The 18,545-nt window shown below is 35.1% G+C and carries 17 protein-coding genes; 9 read left to right on the forward strand and 8 right to left on the reverse strand.

The annotated features are described in order from the left end of the window. Positions 1 to 137 precede the first annotated feature (137 nt). From AC3E9W_RS20575 to AC3E9W_RS20590, 4 genes are all read right to left on the reverse strand, one after another. On the reverse strand, positions 138 to 2,342 hold the full coding sequence (locus AC3E9W_RS20575) for a TonB-dependent receptor (RefSeq protein WP_488769831.1): 2,205 nt from the start codon (positions 2,340 to 2,342) through the stop codon (positions 138 to 140). A 97-nt stretch (positions 2,343 to 2,439) separates the two neighbouring features. After that, positions 2,440 to 3,021 (reverse strand): GNAT family N-acetyltransferase, encoded by a 582-nt coding sequence (locus tag AC3E9W_RS20580; protein WP_488769832.1) that lies wholly within the window; start codon positions 3,019 to 3,021, stop codon positions 2,440 to 2,442. Positions 3,022 to 3,421: 400 nt separating this feature from the next. Next, positions 3,422 to 3,808 carry a DoxX family protein gene (locus tag AC3E9W_RS20585; protein ID WP_488769833.1) on the reverse strand — a complete coding sequence of 129 codons (387 nt, stop codon included), beginning with the start codon at positions 3,806 to 3,808 and terminating at the stop codon, positions 3,422 to 3,424. A 144-nt stretch (positions 3,809 to 3,952) separates the two neighbouring features. Beyond that, entirely contained in the window at positions 3,953 to 4,966 is a 1,014-nt protein-coding gene (locus AC3E9W_RS20590; protein ID WP_488769834.1) for a zinc-binding alcohol dehydrogenase family protein, read from the reverse strand. A 321-nt stretch (positions 4,967 to 5,287) separates the two neighbouring features. Between AC3E9W_RS20590 and AC3E9W_RS20595 the strand changes: the two genes are divergently transcribed. Together AC3E9W_RS20595 and AC3E9W_RS20600 are read left to right on the forward strand one after the other, a co-directional pair. After that, positions 5,288 to 5,845 (forward strand): GNAT family N-acetyltransferase, encoded by a 558-nt coding sequence (locus tag AC3E9W_RS20595; protein ID WP_488769835.1) that lies wholly within the window; start codon positions 5,288 to 5,290, stop codon positions 5,843 to 5,845. Positions 5,846 to 5,852: 7 nt separating this feature from the next. Beyond that, positions 5,853 to 6,287, forward strand: coding sequence for a DoxX family membrane protein (locus tag AC3E9W_RS20600; RefSeq protein ID WP_306160110.1), 435 nt, complete (start codon positions 5,853 to 5,855; stop codon positions 6,285 to 6,287). 110 nt (positions 6,288 to 6,397) lie between these two features. Here the strand turns inward: AC3E9W_RS20600 and AC3E9W_RS20605 are convergent, their stop codons facing one another. Together AC3E9W_RS20605 and AC3E9W_RS20610 are read right to left on the reverse strand one after the other, a co-directional pair. Then, on the reverse strand, positions 6,398 to 6,901 hold the full coding sequence (locus tag AC3E9W_RS20605) for a hypothetical protein (RefSeq protein WP_488769836.1): 504 nt from the start codon (positions 6,899 to 6,901) through the stop codon (positions 6,398 to 6,400). Between the two features lie 96 nt (positions 6,902 to 6,997). Next, entirely contained in the window at positions 6,998 to 7,861 is an 864-nt protein-coding gene (locus AC3E9W_RS20610) for a helix-turn-helix domain-containing protein (RefSeq protein WP_488769837.1), read from the reverse strand. Positions 7,862 to 8,116: 255 nt separating this feature from the next. On the opposite strand from AC3E9W_RS20610, the gene AC3E9W_RS20615 reads away from it, so the two are divergent. The 3 genes from AC3E9W_RS20615 (at position 8,117) to AC3E9W_RS20625 (ending at position 10,908) form a co-directional block, all read left to right on the forward strand. Beyond that, positions 8,117 to 8,953 (forward strand): sulfite exporter TauE/SafE family protein, encoded by an 837-nt coding sequence (locus AC3E9W_RS20615; protein ID WP_306160104.1) that lies wholly within the window; start codon positions 8,117 to 8,119, stop codon positions 8,951 to 8,953. Next, the gene (locus AC3E9W_RS20620) at positions 8,940 to 9,347 is read left to right on the forward strand and encodes a DUF1634 domain-containing protein (protein ID WP_488769838.1); all 408 of its coding nucleotides are present in this window, start codon (positions 8,940 to 8,942) and stop codon (positions 9,345 to 9,347) included. The genes AC3E9W_RS20615 and AC3E9W_RS20620 overlap by 14 nt, the downstream gene beginning before the upstream one ends. Positions 9,348 to 9,888: 541 nt before the next feature. After that, entirely contained in the window at positions 9,889 to 10,908 is a 1,020-nt protein-coding gene (locus AC3E9W_RS20625) for an LLM class flavin-dependent oxidoreductase (RefSeq protein WP_488769839.1), read from the forward strand. Positions 10,909 to 11,064: 156 nt separating this feature from the next. On the opposite strand, the gene AC3E9W_RS20630 is transcribed toward AC3E9W_RS20625, so the two are convergent. Continuing rightward, on the reverse strand, positions 11,065 to 13,515 hold the full coding sequence (locus tag AC3E9W_RS20630; protein WP_306160098.1) for a TonB-dependent receptor: 2,451 nt from the start codon (positions 13,513 to 13,515) through the stop codon (positions 11,065 to 11,067). 245 nt (positions 13,516 to 13,760) lie between these two features. On the opposite strand from AC3E9W_RS20630, the gene AC3E9W_RS20635 reads away from it, so the two are divergent. Beyond that, complete coding sequence (locus AC3E9W_RS20635; RefSeq protein ID WP_488769840.1) at positions 13,761 to 15,038, forward strand: acetyl-CoA C-acetyltransferase; 1,278 nt, start codon at positions 13,761 to 13,763, stop codon at positions 15,036 to 15,038. Positions 15,039 to 15,596: 558 nt separating this feature from the next. On the opposite strand, the gene AC3E9W_RS20640 is transcribed toward AC3E9W_RS20635, so the two are convergent. Beyond that, a complete protein-coding gene (locus tag AC3E9W_RS20640; protein ID WP_488769841.1) occupies positions 15,597 to 16,346 on the reverse strand; it encodes a 4-hydroxy-tetrahydrodipicolinate reductase in 750 nt (249 codons plus the stop codon). 361 nt (positions 16,347 to 16,707) lie between these two features. Here AC3E9W_RS20640 and AC3E9W_RS20645 point away from each other — a divergent pair, with 361 nt between their 5' ends. From AC3E9W_RS20645 to AC3E9W_RS20655, 3 genes are all read left to right on the forward strand, one after another. After that, positions 16,708 to 17,139 (forward strand): DUF1810 domain-containing protein, encoded by a 432-nt coding sequence (locus AC3E9W_RS20645; protein WP_306160092.1) that lies wholly within the window; start codon positions 16,708 to 16,710, stop codon positions 17,137 to 17,139. Between the two features lie 137 nt (positions 17,140 to 17,276). Beyond that, on the forward strand, positions 17,277 to 17,627 hold the full coding sequence (locus tag AC3E9W_RS20650; protein WP_488769842.1) for a hypothetical protein: 351 nt from the start codon (positions 17,277 to 17,279) through the stop codon (positions 17,625 to 17,627). A gap of 202 nt (positions 17,628 to 17,829) precedes the next feature. Further along, complete coding sequence (locus AC3E9W_RS20655; RefSeq protein ID WP_456892535.1) at positions 17,830 to 18,525, forward strand: ABC transporter ATP-binding protein; 696 nt, start codon at positions 17,830 to 17,832, stop codon at positions 18,523 to 18,525. The last annotated feature ends 20 nt before the right edge of the window (positions 18,526 to 18,545 follow it).

Genomic DNA, 18,545 nt, shown 5'->3' on the forward strand with positions numbered 1-18,545 from the left:
ATTTATAATCTTAAAATTACTTCAAAAAATCAATTCAACAAAGTGAAAAAAGGAAATTCTTATCAAATCAGTTCATAATTTCACATAATCAAATTAGTTATCTAATTAACTAATTATCAAATTGACACATTGGCACATTACCAAGCATATTTCAAAATCAATCTCGCATTAAAAGGTGTTCCTGCTGTAAAATGAATTTCTTCAACAGGATCGGTTTCGTTTGCCAGTCTAGATTCGGTTAAGAATTGGGTTTCTTTCCATTTTGTATTGAAAATGTTGTCGATGTTTACACCAATTGAAACTTTCTTAATCTGATAATTCACAGAAAAATCGGTTATGCAATAGCCTTTGGCAACAACCGAATTGTCTTCGTTTGCAGGTCTGTCGCCTAAGAAACGAGTTCTCAAACTACCCGAAAAACCTTTTAAATCTTTAACCGAAAGTCCGCTCATTAAAGTGTTTTTCGGAGCAAGAGGTAAATAGTCTTCGCCTTTTGGTTCGTCAATTGCTCTAGCGTGCGTATATGTATAATCGGTGTTCCAAAATAGCCAGTTGGTCAATTGATATCTAAAACCAAAATCAAATCCTTTTCTTTCTGTTTTACCGCTTGGTTCTACTACCGCTTCATCTCCAACGTAAACAAATTCCTGCGCTAAATATAAATACCAAAGAGCCGAATTGATAATCATTCTTGGAAACGGTTTCCAATTAATGCCTAAATCTGCGCCATAGGTTTCTGGAAGAATTTTTTCTCCCTTTTGAGCCACAACTACGCGCGTATCATTGCTATGAAATCCTTTCCCTAACTTTAAGAAATATTGCAGTTTATCATTTTGCGTATATAAAAAGTTCAATTTCGGGCTCACAATCGCTTTTGTCTGTGTCTGATTGGCATAAGTTTCTAACAATTGATCTTCGTATCCAAATTTGAAATAATCCAAACGCAAGCCTGAATTGATAAGCCATTTGCCTGATGTAAAATCAAAACTTGTATAAGTAAAAAGATTGGTTTGGTTCACATTTCCTAAACTCAAATACTCTAAAACCGTTTTTCTGTTTAGCGTATGCGATAATTCTACATCTTTATTATTATCGTTTCGCAAACCTGCGCCAAGTTTAAAACGCCATTTATCGTTCAGTTTCTGGTCGTATTCTGATTGAAAACCAACAATAGTTCTGTTTTCTTTCTGCTTAATCTGATCTCCATTAACAGGATCGTTTAAGAAAAAAGTAAAGTTTGAGTACAGTTCAAAATCATATTTGCTTAAATAAGCACTGCTTTTTATATGCGTGTTTTCATCAATTCTAGCGTCATACTGCAAATTGAAGTTGGTTCTGTCTGTATTTCCGCCTTCATTAGAATCAATCGCTCCGTAATGCGAAATCGTTCCATCATTTACAGCACGATCTGGAATTTGTCCGCTGGCATCCCATTGGCTTTTAAAATGAGAAACCGATAACGCCAAACGGTCTCCATTGTCCATTTTAGCACTATATTTTCCAAATAAATTAATTCGGTTAAAGTTCTGAGGCGCATCAAAATAACCATCAGTCATCATATATTCTCCCGCAAAATAAGCCGATTGGTTTTCTTTATTCAACAAATTAAACATCGCAACAGTTCGGAAAGTATCAAATTGTCCGCCTTCGAAAGAAATAGAACTGTTTTGCAATGCATTTTTGGTATTAAAACCAACATATCCAGCAGTTGTAAAATCTCCTTTGTCGGCAAAATAAGCTCCTTTATCAAAATCAATATTATCAACGGTTTCAGGAATTACAAAATGCAGATCAGAATAACCTTGTCCGTGTGCGTGAGACACCATATTTACTGGCATTCCGTCTACGGTAATATTTATATCCGTTCCGTGGTCGCAATCAAAACCTCTTAAGAAAATCTGTTCTGCTTTTCCTCCACCCGCGTGCTGACCTATAAAAAGTCCAGGAATTTTTCTCAATAAGTCCTGAGAATTCGAAATCGGTTGAATTTCCAAATCAATTTTAGAAATGGTATTCAAGTATTTTAGATTGTTGCTAATCTTAACTTCTTCTAACAAAAATGGTTTTTCGTATATGGAAATTGTCAGAAAATCAAAAGAAGCCAGTTTTATCTTTTGAGCTGCAAATCCTTTTTTAGTGATTTCTAAACTGTCATTAACCTGCACTCCTTCTAATGTAAATTTTCCGTCTCCATCGGTATGTGCGTGTGTTTTTGAAGTTAAATCACGAATTAATACTTCTGAGACAGATTTTCCGTCTGCGTCATTAACAATACCGTTTACAGATTGCGCTTGAGTAGAAAAAGAAAGAACAAAAAGAATAAGTGCGAATACAGATTTCATTGCTATTTTGATAACCGATTGAATAATTTGAGCGCAAACATAGCATAAAAAAGTATTTTTTCCTGTTAATTTTACAAAATCTTTATTTTTAGTAGAGTTACTTCTCTTTCGGATTATAAAGCATCGCAGTGCACAAACAGTTTTTTCTATCCTTACTTAATAAAATTGGACAATTGATACAGCTTTTGCAGTTTTCCCAAAATTGCTCATCTTTAGGCAACTCAGCATACGTAACGGGTTCAAAACCGAGTTCATGATTCATTTTCATAACGGCAAGACCTGTCGTAAGACTAAATATCAAAGCATTTGGATATTTTTCACGGCTAAGTTCAAAAATCTTTCTTTTGATTTTTTTAGCCAAACCTGTGTGTCTAAACTCAGGCGCAACAATTAATCCTGAATTAGAAACATAACGACCGTTTTCCCACGACGATATAAAAGCAAAACCCGCCCATTTGCCGTCTGGCGCAAAAGCAATAACGGCTTCGCCTTCTTTCATCTTTTTTTCCAAAAGTTCAGGCGGACGTCCAGAAATTCCTGTTCCGCGGGCTGCTGCAGACAATAGCGTTTCTTTACAGATTTCATTTATATAAAAAACATGTTCGACGCTAGTTTCCTCAATAATAAAATCATGAGTTTCTGTACTCTTTTCATCAGAAGGAAAAACGACTGTTTCCATTCTAAGCTGAGCGGTTTTCATAGTAAAAGCTAAACTATTTTAGCAATTATCATAATCGTAATAAAAAGTACGGTGGTAAATACCATTAAATTGACAAACCGATCTTTATTACGTCTGGATTTGTTTGATAAATAAGTCTTACTGATTTCTTTGCTTCTTATGTTATTCGTTTTCATATTGCTTATATTTTTTATGTTAACCGTAAAAAACAAAAGGCATGCCAGAGCAATATATTATTCGTAAAAACCTTATTATGAAGCAAATAAACAAATCATATTTAAATTCATTTTATAAAAGCTTATCAAAATGATAAGATCGTCTATCAGAATGAAAGGAATGAAAACAAAAAAGCTCTAAATCGAAATTTAGAGCTTTCTATAATTATATCATTGACCGTAAATTAGTCCCATTGATTGTTTTTAGAAACGGCATATTTACCAGCTCCAGTAAAAAACAAAGCAAGAGCGCCAAAAAAGTACAATCCTAATAATTCTAAAGCATAACCTCCGTGGTCGCTAATAGCGAAAATCTCTTGAGAGTGTGCCGTTGCAACTGCTACTACACAAGTGATAGCCAAAAGAACCGCAGCAATTCTAGTTCTGAATCCTAATAAAATAGCAATTGGTGCTAGAACTTCTCCAATATAAACCGCATATCCAAATGCGCCCATGTTTTCTACTAAGAACGAAATTCCGTGAATCAGTTTAGAAACACCGTGAAAAAGCATTAATCCGCCAGTGCTGATGCGCAATAGCAATAATCCGAGGTCTGTGTTTTTTGAAATCATAAATAATTTTGTTTAGGTTAAAAAAATGAAATACAAATTTGGCTTGTAAGCCGACTAAAATACAAAATTTTCTTATGTAACAACAATATTATTTAAATCAATTCCAAATAACCTTTCTACAGCTATCACAGACTGGTTTTATGCTTAAAATTTTATCGCAATTTTCCCAATGGTTTTTCCAGATTCCAGAAGTTCGTGCGCTTTTTTCAAGTTTTCGGCTGTAAGTCCGTTTAATGTTGTATTTAAAGTGGTTTTTAGAATACCATCATCCAATAAATCGGCTACGATATTTAGAATATTATGCTGTTCGATCATGTCTTCTGTCTGATACATCGAGCGTGTGTACATCAATTCCCAAGAAAAAGAAACACTTTTACTTTTCAGTTTGGTTAACGCAACAGGATCGCTGCTTCCTGTAATTGATGCAATATGTCCTTGAGGCTTTATCAATTCTACCATAATATCCCAATAGGCGTTGGTGTCTACAAAATCCAGAATAAAGTCAACATGCTCAAAACCAGCTTCTCGAACTGACGAAATTAGGTCTTTATGATCGACTACAAAATCTGCTCCTTGCGCTTTGCACCAATCAATTGTTTCTGGGCGCGACGCGGTTGCAATTACCGTTAAACCCGCAATTTTCTTGGCCAATTGAATGGCAATCGAACCTACTCCACCAGCTCCGCCAATAATTAAAATTGATTTTCCTTTGTCTTTATCGGCACTAATTCTAATTCTGTCAAATAAAATCTCCCAAGCCGTTAAAGCAGTTAGCGGAATTACAGCTGACTCTTCAATGCTTAATGACTTTGGTTTTCTGCCGACAATTCTTTCGTCAATAATCTGGTATTCTGCATTGCTTCCTTGTTTTGTAATGTCTCCCGCATAATAAACAGGATCGCCTACTTCAAACAAAGTAACGTCCTGTCCGACAGCCTGCACAATGCCAACAGCGTCCCAACCAATGATTTTAGGCGTTTCTAAAACGGTATCTTTTGCACTATTCTGTCGAATCTTAAAATCGACTGGATTTACCGAAATCGCATCAATTTTAACTAATAAATCGTGTGGTCCTGGAATTGGTTTTACGGTTTCAAATTCGATAAAACTTTCTGGGTTCTCTATGGGTAATGAGGTTTTAAATCCTATTGCTTTCATTTTCTTTTTTAATGTTTAAATTAAAATTATACTACAAATATAAGCGTAGTTAAAATCTCTTGATTGGTATATATTGAGTGTATATTGGTAGATATTCGGCAGATGCTTTTGTTTCACGCAGATTTTGCTGATTGGAGCAGATTTAAATAATATTTTTTATTTGCCACAGATTAGATTGATTAAAAAGGATTATCAATTAGAAAAAATCTGCTTGATCTGCCAAATCTGCGAGAGAATAAAAAAATCTTTATTAAATCTGCTCTTTTCTGTTTAATCTGCGTGAAAAATATTTAAAGTAAATTTGCTAAAAAACACTTCAAAATGAATATCAGAAAAGCAGAAAAAACAGACGCAGTATATATCGCTCCTATATTATTATTGGCGATGGAAGATATCATCTACAAATTTATTGCGAAGGAAGATTACGCTTGCGCGAAAGATTTTCTGCAATACTTTATTGAGAGGGAAAACAACCAATATTCGTATGAAAACTGTTTTGTTGCGGAGGAAAATAACGAAATTATTGGCGCGGTCAATATTTATAACGGAGGAGACATTGAGAAATTACGAAATCCGATTATTGAGTACGTGAGAAAACATTATAATCCAGAGTTCGATCCAGAGTTTGAAACGCGTGAAGGAGAATATTATATCGATTCATTGGGCGTAAATCCGAAATATCAAGGAAAAGGAATTGGTTCTCAATTATTGCAATTTTTAATTGATAAATACGTTCATAAAAATAAAGAGGTTTTAGGACTATTGGTTGAAGAAGACAATCCGAGTGCTAAAAAACTCTACTTAAAACTTGGTTTTAAAGTAGTTGGAAACAAAACCTTGGTCAAAAAAAACCTCGAACACCTCCAAATAAAAAATTAATTATAGAATGAAAAATATCACAATACTAGAAGCAGGTTTAATTTTAAGAATAGTTTTAGGAATCACAATGTTATCGGCCGTAGCAGACCGATTTGGAGTTTGGGGCGCACCGGGATCTAACGCCGTTGCTTGGGGAAATTGGGAAAATTTTGTAATCTACACACAATCTCTTAATCCATGGGCAAACAAATCCACAGCAGAAATTCTAGGCGGAATCGCTACTTTCTTCGAAGTTTTACTAAGCTTGTTATTGTTATTTGGTTTTAAAACGCGTCTTGCCGCTATTGGAACTACATTTTTAATGTGCGCTTTTGCATTTGCCATGTCAGTTTCTGTTTCGGTAAAAGCTCCTCTAGACTATTCGGTTTGGACAAGCGCCGCAGCTGCTTTACTGCTTGCTAATATTGGAAAAACCTCTTTTGCGGTTGATAATAGAATATAGGCTTAGTGGTCGGTGTTCAGTTTTTTAGTATTCAGTCGTATGTGCTAACTTCGAGTTCTCGAATCCAAGATAATCTGAACACTAAAAAACTGACCACTGAACACTAAAAATTACTTTTTCATTTCTTTTCGAAAATAAATTCGTTCTGAAAATTGATCTTCAGCACTTTCCGCCCAATCAAATTCTTTGTAATCTAATGATCGTAATTTTTCGATTAAGCCAGTATCTGCGGGGAAAGCTTTCACCCAAACTAAATCATGTTTTCGCTGAGAAGCAATTTCTTCTGCTCTTTTAATAAGCGCTGTTAAATCTTCTTCATCAAAATAAATAATCTCACTTAGATTGATTGCTTTTGATGCGCCAAGGTTTTCATTTAGTATTCTCGATGAATCCAGCTTTAAATACGCTTGCGGAGTTTCACCAAGATATGCCATCAGAATTTCGATCGAAAAATCATTCTGAATTCGGAACAATTCTTTTTGAGACAAATGCTTTTCGATATATTTTTCTCCTAAATCCTTTCCAAATAAATTGGTATAAAACTGAACGGCTTTGTCTTCCATCCAAAAGACATTATCGTTAATGATGACAACAAATTTTGCAATTTTACTCATTTCTTTTCTTTAATAATAAAAAGCAAAATTGAAGAGATTCGCAATCTAAAAAAAGAGCGATACGGCTTAAATTTTGTGCAAAATGTCCGTTGCTATTTAGTCTATCTGTTTTTTTCGATATTCTAAAGGCGAAATGCCTTCTGAGTTTTTGAAAAATCTTCCAAAAATAGATTGATCAGAAAAATGAAGCATATCGCTAATCTGATTGATTGACATATTTTTATTCTGCAGTAAAACTTTGGCTTCCAAAATTACCATCTCGTTAATCCAGTCACTTGCCGTTTTGCCACTGTACTTTTTTACGACTTCAGACAAATACTTCCTACTTACATTTAATTGTTTAGCGTAATGCTGTACCGTTCTAAAATTCAGAAAGTCTTTAAAAAGAAGTGCTTTAAACTTTTCAAATAAAGGATTTTGCAATTCTGAAGAACCTTTTTCTTTTTGGATTGCATCAATCTCATAAATTAAAATGTAAAGATAACTTCTCAAAATAGCCGACTGATGTTTAGACTGCTTTTCTGATACTTCTTGAATTAAACTAAAAATGCGTTCCAATTTACTTTCATCTGTTTTGGTAAGCTCAGAGAAGTGGCTAGAACTGTTTTCGAAGAAATCATATTGAGTTAAAAAAAACACATTCGCCTGATTTTCTAGAAAGAATTGCGGTTTAAAAAATAGAATATCGATTAAAATTTCTTCTTCATTTTTAGAAAAACTTCTAATAACCGATGGTCCTAAAGTGATAATGGCTGGAGCTTGAACAACTTTTTTTTCAAGTCCCGTATGCATCACTATACTTCCTTTTCTTAGAAACTCAATCGCATAACTTTCTGCACGATACGGTTCGCTAATATAAGGATGCTCACTCGTCTGAATATAGAAATATTCCTTCTGATCGGCATGAGAAAACAAACTCTTATGATGCGTTAAGGAATAAGTCAGGATTTGATTCTTCATTTTTTAACCATTGAATTTTCAAATATAAACACTTTTTGAGTGTTCAGTGTACAGTTTTTTAGTAGTCAGTAAATACAAACTTTGTCAAAGTTTGAAACTTTGACAAAGCTTCTAGTTCTAGAGTCCAAGATAAACTGTACACTAAAGAACTGACCACTGACCACTAAAAATAATTTTTAAGCTTTTATTAAGCCCCTAATTTTTCTTAGAACAGATATGTATTCGTAAATTAGCAATTACAAAAACATCTCTTAAATGACAATACTTACCTTTACACTGATTATGATTCTCGGTGCCTTTTTAGCAGGCTTTATTGGTTCATTATCAGGCTTAGGAGGCGGTATCATTATTATTCCGCTTCTTACTATTCTTCTCGGTGTCGATATTCATTATGCTATCGGAGCCGCTTTGGTCTCTGTTATCGCCACTTCTTCAGGTTCTGCCGCTGCTTATGTAAAAGAAGGAATTACCAATATGCGAATGGGAATTTTTCTCGAAATCGCTACTACAATCGGAGCGGTTTGTGGCGCTTTACTTTCTACAATCGCCCCTACTTCTTTTATCGCTGTTTTATTCGGTTTAACTTTGATTTTTTCGGCTATTAATTCGCTTCGAAAAAAAGAAGAACATATTGTTTTAGAATCGAGTCCGCTGGCTAAAAAATTAAAATTAGAAGGAACTTATCCAACGCACGACGGCGAAGTTGTAAAATACGGAACTAAAAATGTAATTGGCGGTTTTAGTATGATGGGCGTTGCCGGAATGATGTCTGGTTTACTCGGAATTGGTTCTGGTGCTTTTAAAGTTATTGCAATGGACAATATTATGAGAGTTCCGTTTAAAGTGTCGACCACAACCAGTAATTTCATGATGGGTGTTACGGCAATGGCGAGTTCTGTAATTTATATTCAGAAAGGATATATCGAACCAGGAATCTGTATGCCAGTTGTTATTGGCGTTTTGTTCGGAGCAATGGCTGGAGCTAAAATTTTAGTACGAACAAATCCGAAGAAATTGAGAATATTCTTTGCCTGCCTGATTTTTGTTTTGGCAATTAACATGATTTATAACGGACTAAATGGAAAAATCTAATATGGTACAGGAAGAAAAATTTGGAGAAAAAGATTTTCAAACCATTATCGGAAACTTACTCCGTTATGGCGTTTGGATTTCATTATCAGTGGCTTTTATTGGCGGAATTGTCTATTTGCTTCATAACGGAAACCAGATTGAAGATTATTCTGTCTTTAAAGAAAACGACCGAAATATATTTGAAGTTATCGCCGCAATCTACAACGGAGCAATTCAAGGAAATGGCGAATCTTTAATTTTTACAGGAATTATTTTCTTGTTTTTAACGCCTGTTTTAAGGGTTTTACTTTCGCTTTTCTCGTTTTTATTAGAGAAAGATTATCTATATGTCTGCATTACTTTAATTGTAATAATGATTATCATTATCAGTATTTCATTCGGATTCTCGCATTAGTGATTTTAGATTGAAGATTTTAGATTTTAGATTGAAAATTTGGAATTTGGAATTTGGAATTTGAGATTAACGAATTGCAGTTTTTAACATATAGAAACATAGATTTAAATTTCTGAAAAAGTAAATTAAAAAAAATCTAGATTTTAACACATAGCTATGTGCATTCAAATAAGTGAAACGCCTTTTTTACGCACCAACAATTCTATGATTCTATGCGTTGAAAAATAATTATATAGCAGTAAATTTTAGATTTTTGGGATTTGGAATTTGAGATTTAGGATTTGGGATTTGAGATTTGAGATTTGAGATTAACGAATTGCAATTTTTAACACATAGAAACATAGATTTAGATTTCTAAAAGAGTAAATTTTAAAAAATCTAGATTTTAACACATAGCTATGTGCATTCAAATAAGTGAAACGCCTTTTTTCGCATCAAGAATCCTATGATTCTATGTGTTGAAAAATAATTATATATTAGATAAATTTAGATTTTTGGAATTTGGAATTTAGAAATTGGGATTTATAAAATTGAAAATTTTATGGAAATAGGAATAGACAGTTTTGCTTCGGCAATGTACGGCGATAACAACACTTTGAGCAGTGTTGATGCCATGGAGCAGTTATTGCAGCGAATTGAATTTGCAGATCAGGCTGGTCTTGATGTTTTCGGAATTGGGGAACATCATAAAAAAGAATTTTTAGATTCTGCTACGGCTGTCATCTTGAGTGCGGCGGCGGCAAGAACCAAAAATATCCGGCTCGCAAGTGCTGTTTCGGTTTTGAGTGCTGCAGATCCTGTTCGCGTATATCAGAGTTTTGCGACTTTAGATTTGATTTCTAAAGGAAGAGCCGAAATCGTAGCGGGACGTGGTTCTGCAATAGAAGCTTATCCCCTTTTCGGATATAATCTTCGAGATTATGATGCGCTTTTCAGCGAAAAATTAGAATTGCTGCTTAAAATTCGAGACAATGAATTCATAACTTGGGAAGGGAAATTTCGTCCAGCTTTAGACAATCAGCCGGTTTATCCGAGAGCTTTACAGGAAAAAATGCCGATTTGGCTTGGAGTCGGCGGAACACCAGAATCTTTTATTAGAGCAGGTTCTCTTGGACTTCCGTTAATGGTGGCTGTTATTGGCGGACAAACGCATCGCTTTAAACCTTTAGTCGATTTATATCGTGAAGCTGGGAGAGCGGCAGGTTTTTCGCCTGACGAATTAAAAGTAGGTTTGCATTCTCCAGGCTATGTAGGAACTTCAACAGAAAGTGCCGTTGCCGATTATTATCCAGGTTATGCCGAATTATGGACTAAATTAGGATACGAAAGAGGCTGGCCTCCTGTTACCAAAGGTAAATTTGACGGCTTAATTGATGATCTAGGCGTTTTAATCGTAGGAAGTCCAGAACGTGCAGCAGATAAAATCTTGCGTCATAGTGAAGCTCTTGGAGGCGTCGACCGTTTTACTTTCCAAATGGATAACGCTGGATTGACGCATTCTCAACTAATGACCGCCATAGAATTGATTGGCACAAAATTGATTCCGTTGATTAATTCTTAAAGGTTCAAAGGGACAGAGGGACAAAGGCGCAGAGGTTTTCCATTTAGGGAGTAGAGAACTTTGTCACTTTGTCACTTTGAACCTAAAAAAAAAAGCCTCTGAATTAACAGAAGCTTTTTGAAGCGATTTGTAATTTTTCAACGAAAACAAACCATATTAGAATTTGTAAGATACGCCAACTCTGAAGTTTGTTCCTGGTTCTGCTTGCCAGTAGTAAGCACTTAACCAAGAGTAGTAAGAACCGCTGTATAAGTATTTGTCTAAAATATTAAATACGTTTGCTGTAACTTTTACTTTACCAATTTCATAAGATAAACCTCCGTCAAGTCTGAAGTAAGAAGGCAATCTTTGAAGACCTTCGCTCCAAGTATCTGTTTGGCGTCCGTCAAGGAAAGTTCCACCAATAGAAGCTCCAAAACCTTTAATTTTTCCAGATTGCACTGTATAGTTTAACCATGCATTTGCAACATGTTTAGAATATCCAGGAACGATATCCCCTTCATTAATTCCTGTTGCAGCAGATACTGCAGGATCAACTTTATTTACAATAGATTCTGTAAATGCGTAGTTAGCAATAAGATTCATTCCGTCAAAAAGTTTTCCTCTTAAATCAAGCTCGATTCCTTGTGCTCTTTTTTCTCCCAAAACAACGCTATATTGTTCTCCCGGAGTATTTGCAGGATCAGATGTTAACTCGTTTTTCTTTAAAATGCTGTAAGCTGCTAAAGTAGTGCTCCAAGATCCGTCAAACCAGTCTTTTTTAATACCAAATTCAACATTATTTCCAGTAAGCGGTTTTACTTTATCGCCGTTTTTAATAATTCCAGCCTGTGGCGTAAAAGCTTGATCGTACAATCCGTAAATTGCTGTACTTTCGTTAATAGAGAAACTTAAACCAACACGAGGAGTAACATGGCTGTCTGAAATTGGATCTCCACCCCAGCTTGCTTGGCTCAACCAAGTGTAACGAGCAGCAAGAGTTAATCTCAATTTGTTTTCGAAGAAACCTAATTCATCCTGAATATATCCAGCTGCATATTCTGAACTCATTAAACCTCCTGCATTTTTTGCTCTAATAGAAAGTGGCGTTGTATGATCAAATTGTGGGAAACCATTTGAAGGCGTTCCGTAATTTGGATTGTATACATTAAAAGGATTATCAACAGTGTCTAAATCATGAGATTGTCCCCAATCTGCAGCATAATCTTTGCTTCCTAAATCTACTCCTCCTAATAATTTGTGGCTTACAGATCCTGTATTGAATTTTCCGTTTACGAAAATCTGTCCTAAATACATATTACTTTCAGCATCCCAGATTCCAACATTTCTAATGATTTCTCCGTAAGCAAGATTTCCTTCAGGAACACCATCAAAATCTCTGTCAGCAGGCCCTGGTCCTACAACTCCAGGCCAAGAGCTGTACCCTTGCTGAATATATTTGAAATAAGAAGTTTGTGCAGTCAATTTCCAGTTATCATCGAACTTATGTTCAAATTGCAAGTAACCGCTATGATCCTGAATATTAGTATCTGGCAACCCAGGAGCTGTCATTGTAAAACTGCGTGGCAATGTAGCATATCCGCCCGCTTCAGGTCCAAAAACATAGTAAGAACCAACTTCAGTCATATTTGCATATTGGAAATTGTACTCAAATGTTAATTTTGTTTTGTCATCAAACTGATATGAAATTACTGGAGCAATTACATAACGGTCATTGTGTTCAAACGGACGTACAGCACCTTTTTTCTGAGCCGCTCCGTTAAATCTATATAATAATTTTCCTTTTTTATCTAATTTTCCGTCAAGGTCTATACTTACTCTGTAGAAATCGTAGCTTCCTACCAAAGCACTAACTTCTCCTTTTGTAACTCCCGTTGGTTTTTTAGTCACCACATTGTATAATCCCGCTGGGTCACCGCTTGAAAGCATAAATCCAGCTGGCCCTTTTACAAATTCGATATGATCTACAAAACTCATATCTTCTGTTAAAGGTCCCCAGAAAGAAGAAACCACGTTAAATCCGTTTCTAAAAGCCTGAATTTGAGAACCTCTCATGGTAATATTAGTATACAGATCTCCCCAGTGCTCCAAACGTACAGCACCACTCACGTTACGGATTACACCATCACTCATACTTGTAATCTGCTGGTCTTTTAAAGTCTGAGCACTTACAATCTGAATGTTTTGTGGAATCTCAAGTACTGGTGTCTGCAAACGTAAAGACATGGAAGGCTTGTCTTGCTTGTATTTATTTTTTGTAATGACAACTTCTTGAAGATCTTCTTGACTTTCGTTTAATGAAAAATTCTTAGTTGTAGTCTGTTTTGCTGTTACAACAACTTTATCTTCTATTGGTGCAATACCAACTGCACGAACCACAATTGTATAAGTTCCTGGTTTTACTCTTGTAATTTCATATTGTCCTGAAACTGTTGTAACGTCAGAATATTTGGTTCCTTTCAATGTCACTGAGATATTCTCGGCAGCAGTATTACCGCTTAACGAAATTTTTCCAGCTACTTTCCCAAAATCCTGCTGTGCCATCATTTGCAATGAACTTAAAAGCAGCACTAAAAAGTAAGCTTTGGTATTAAAAATTATTTTCATTTTGGATTGATTTTTATAATTGTTCGGCAAAAGTAAATTCAAATATTGGGTTTTCCAAATTATTTTTATTCGTTCTAAATAAATCTAACAATTTGTAATACTTTAACAAAGAAATAAATTTAAAAACCCCGATTTTTTAAGTTATTTCTTTCCAATATTAATCTACATTAAGTTTTAAACCGAATTCTATTTCTATCTTTATCATTCCAAAAAACTGAAAATAAATCCACTCAAAAACACTTTGTATGAAAACCAACACGATAAGAAAAGTTGCCATTGTAGGCTACAACAGAATTCCTTTTGCAAGAGCTAATACCGCTTATTCTAATGTAGGAAACAAAGAAATGATGACTGCAGCGCTGAATGGTCTTATTGATAAATACAATCTAAACGGAAAGCTTTTAGGCGAAGTTGCGGGTGGTGCTGTGATAAAGCATTCCTACGATATGAATCTTATTAGAGAATGTGTTCTAAAAACTTCTCTAGATCCTGCTACTCCCGCTTGCGACTTACAGCAGGCCTGCGACACGGGAATTGAAAGTGCTCTTTATATTGCCAACAAAATTGCATTAGGACAAATTGATTCTGGAATTGCTGGAGGCGTCGATTCTATTAGCGATATGCCAATTGCGGTAAGCGAGAAATTGAGAAAAACGCTATTGGAAGCCAGACAGGCAAAATCATTGGGTGCTAAAATTAAAACGTTTTTAAAACTTCGTCCGAAAGATTTTACGCCATTAGTTCCAAGAAATGAAGAATCTCAAACCGGACTTTCTATGGGCGGGCATACCGAAATTACGGCTAAATATTATAAAATACCTCGCGTAGAACAAGATGAATTGGCATTAAGAAGTCATTTGAATATGGCAAAAGCCTACGATGAAGGTTTCTTTGATGATATGATTACCCCTTTTAACGGTCTTGCAAAAGACAACAATCTAAGACCTGATTCTACTCTAGAAAAACTGGCAAAACTTAAACCAGCTTTCGATAAAGTAAACGGAACTTTGACAGCAGGAAACTCGACTCCGCTTACCGATGGCGCTTCTTCTGTTCTATTGGCAAGCGAAGAATGGGCTAAAGAACAAGGACTTCCCATTTTGGCTTACATCACTTTTGGTGAAATTGCCGCTATAGAATACGTCAAAAATCAGCAGAATCTTTTATTGGCGCCTTTATTTGCGGTTTCTAGAATGCTGGAAAAAGCAGAACTAAATCTTCAGGATTTTGATTTTTATGAAATTCACGAAGCTTTTGCTGCCCAGACTTTAGCAACCTTAAAAATCTGGGAAAGTCCAGAATTGAGTGCCGAAATCGGTTTAAAGAAAGCTTTAGGCGCGATCGATCGAAATAAATTAAATGTGAAAGGAAGCAGTTTAGCAGCCGCGCATCCTTTTGCCGCAACTGGCGGAAGAATTATTGGTGTAATGGCCAAATTGCTCAACGAAAAAGGCTCTGGAAAAGGATTAATTTCTATTTGTGCTGCGGGCGGTCAGGGCGTTACGATGATAATTGAAAAGTAATTTTTTAAGGTGCTAAGGTTCTGAGATGCTGAGTTGCTGAGTTTTTTTTTGCCACGAAGGCTCTAAGACGCGAAGCTTTTTAGTTCGTATTGAGACAAAAATTTATAATCGCGCAAAGACGCAAAGACGCAAAGTTTTTTTTCTCTCGCAGATTTTGCAGATTAAAATTAACATAACGTTTGTCATCCTGAGGAACGAAGGATCTCCGCAAGTAGCTCGACTAACATATCATCAGCCATAATAAACCTGACAGGTTTTTAAAACCTGTCAGGTTTAATTAAACCGCTTAAAAAAACTTTGCGACTCCGCGTCTTTGCGCGATTATTAACTTCCTACACATCTTTAGAACTTAATGTCTTACAAATAAAAATAAAAAAACTTCGCGCCTTTGCGTCTTTGCGAGATTTAAACCATTAAGGTAGTTGCTCTCGTTGTGTAGACGCACTGCAGTGCGTCTCTACAATACAATGTCTACGATAAAATCTTCGTGTCTTAGCGTCTTTGTGGCAAAAACCTTAGCATCTTAGCATCTTAGCACCTCAGCACCTTTAAAAAAAACTAAACCGTAAAATAAGGAGACAAAATATCTTCAAAATTATAAAGTCCTTTTTCTTTTTCTTTTAGATTTTCGGCAACAAAAATAACTCCGTTTCCAAAGGCTTCTCTCGAAATGGATTCGTGTATTAAACGCACCGTCTGAAAGGGAAAACCAAAAATAACTTCATGTTTTCCGACAATTCCTCCCGCCCTTACCGAATTGATGTTTTCTTTATCAACATCAAGTGCTTCAGCTATTTTTACTGCTGTTCCAGAAGTTCCTTGTTTGGTTTTAAAATGTTCTTCATTCACTTCGATATCAACCCAAGGTGCAATTTTCTTTAAAAATTTCGCAGCAAATAAAAGATAATTTACACCCAACGTAATATTTGGTGACCAAAACACGGTAGTTTTTTGAGCCAATTTTTTAAGAAATGCCAGTTCTTTGTCTTTATAATGCGAAATCGCCGAAATAATTTTAACCTCTTTTTTTGCCGCAGCTTCTCCATACGTATAAATTCCCTGATGAGACGAAAAATCAATAATAACGTCAACAGGATGCTTTTCTAACAATTCTTCTATAGAAGTTTTAGAACTAGAATAGATTAAGCCGGGTTCTTCTGACTCCACTCCAAAAAATTCTGGAACCGATCTGTGTTCTAAAACGGTACTTTGTCTTAAAACCCACTCTAAACAGAATTTGTTATTTTCTAATAATATTGAAGCTACTGATTTTCCAGTCTTTCCGAATCCGATTAATCCTATTTTCATAAGCATTTATTTTTTTATAGGCGAAGTATGCCCGGTTGAAAATATTGATATTGTAAAGAGGTCAATATCAATCCTAATTTTATTTTTTGCGACAGTTGTAAAAACGTCTGTCCATAAAAATAGGAAAATCATAACAGAACAGCCAACAAAAACTTCATTTTATAACAATAAAAACCATTATTAATACTACTTTTTCTGTTAATATAAAATTCCGACATGCTATTTTGCATCTAATCATCCTTTTAAATTATTCCGTCGAAAATGTTAAAAAATGACTTTAAAAAAAACATTTCATCACATACAAGTAAACATATTTTAACTAGATTTATCACCTGATATCCCCAAATTAATATCGTAAATAATGGCTTACAATAACAATGAATTACTTCGTTTTCTAGATGCTCAAAACAAATTGTATTTAACGGCTCTGGACGAAATCAAAAATGGCAAAAAAGAATCTCCTTGGATGTGGTTTATTTTCCCGCAGATAAAAGGAATGGGTTCGAGCGATACATCCAAATTTTACGAAATCAAAAATGCTGACGAAGCAATTGCTTTTCTTGAACATCCCATTTTAGGAAAGCATCTAGTAGAAATCACTTCAGAACTTATTAAAAAAGAAGAAAATGTTTCTGATATTTTCGAAAGTCTTGATGTAGAAAGATTGCAATCTTGCATGACTTTATTTGCAAGCGTACAAAACTCAGAGTCTATTTTTCAGGAAGTCCTTCATAAACATTTTGACGGTTCGTCTGATTTCCATACCCTTCAATTATTATACAATAACCTGTAAAGTGGGCGTAGAATAAGGCTTTGCAATGTTATCAAATTTAAAATTATCGCCTATTTTTTAGGTTTTAAAATTTAGATCGCTACCTTTGCAACACTGTTGCGTTTTAATATAATAAAAAACGGACAGAAAAATCTGGAATGAAAAAAAGAATTATCGCTGTTAATTTTTTAATGTCTTTAATAGTATTGGCCTCAATGCTGTTTCAGACCGTACATTCCTATGAGCATGTTATCAAACAGTTTTCAGAAAAACCTTGTGAACATCATACCAGCGAAAATCAAAAGGAAATAACGCATAGCCACGCGACAGATACGCAATGCCATATTTGTCATTTTGCTTTCAGCACTTACATTCCCAGTACTTTTCAAACGGTAGTTTTTCAAAAAACAGAAATAACCATTAAACCGATCTATGTTTTTACACAGTCGGTTTCCACATTCTTCAAAGGCAGTTTATTTGCTTTAAGGGCACCTCCTGCTCTATTCTAGTCACTTGATTATCTTTTTTTAGAAACTTTCGCTTTCAGTGCAAAGAGTAAGAAGCATTTTGTGTTTTCTTATTTCGCTTTCGCGGATAATCAATTGTAGACTTCCTTTTCATTTCAAAAAAAAGAATTTCAGGCATGCTAATCGGTATGTTCTGAAGTCTGAATTATTATTTCCAAATATTTAATCCAAATAAAATACCACTATGCTTACAGCTGAAAATCTGACCAAGAAATATGGCGATCATACTGCTTTGAATGCTTTAAATTTAACGATTAAAGAAGGCGAAATCTTCGCGCTTTTAGGTCAAAACGGTGCTGGAAAAACCACTACAATTAATCTCTTTTTAGGTTTTATAGAACCAACCGACGGAACTTTAACAATCAACAATATACCCGTTACACTGAATGCCAAAACAACGAAAGAATTTGTTGCCTACATTCCAGAAACAGTAATGCTTTACCCAAATCTGACTGGATTGGAAAACCTAAAATTTTTCTCTTCTCTGGCAGGTTTTAAATACTCTACAGGAGAACTAACTTATTTTTTAAACAAAGCAGGATTGCAACCTAAAGCACACGATCAGAATTTGGGTGGTTATTCTAAAGGAATGCGCCAGAAGGTCGGAATTGCGATTGCCATTGCTAAAAAAGCAAAAGTGCTTTTGCTGGACGAACCTACAAGCGGTTTAGATCCTAAGGCTTCTAACGAATTTTCTCAAATCTTAAAAGAGCTTTCTGCAGACGGAACAGCGATTTTAATGGCAACTCATGACATTTTCAGAGCGCGCGAAGTGGCTTCTCATATCGGAATTATGAAACAAGGAAATTTGGTAACCGTAATTGAAGCGGAAAAAATTTCGGCAAACGAATTAGAAAATTTGTATTTACAAACGGTTTAAAGGAAACCTAGATTTCCATT

This window comes from Flavobacterium sp. 38 (assembly GCF_057799715.1).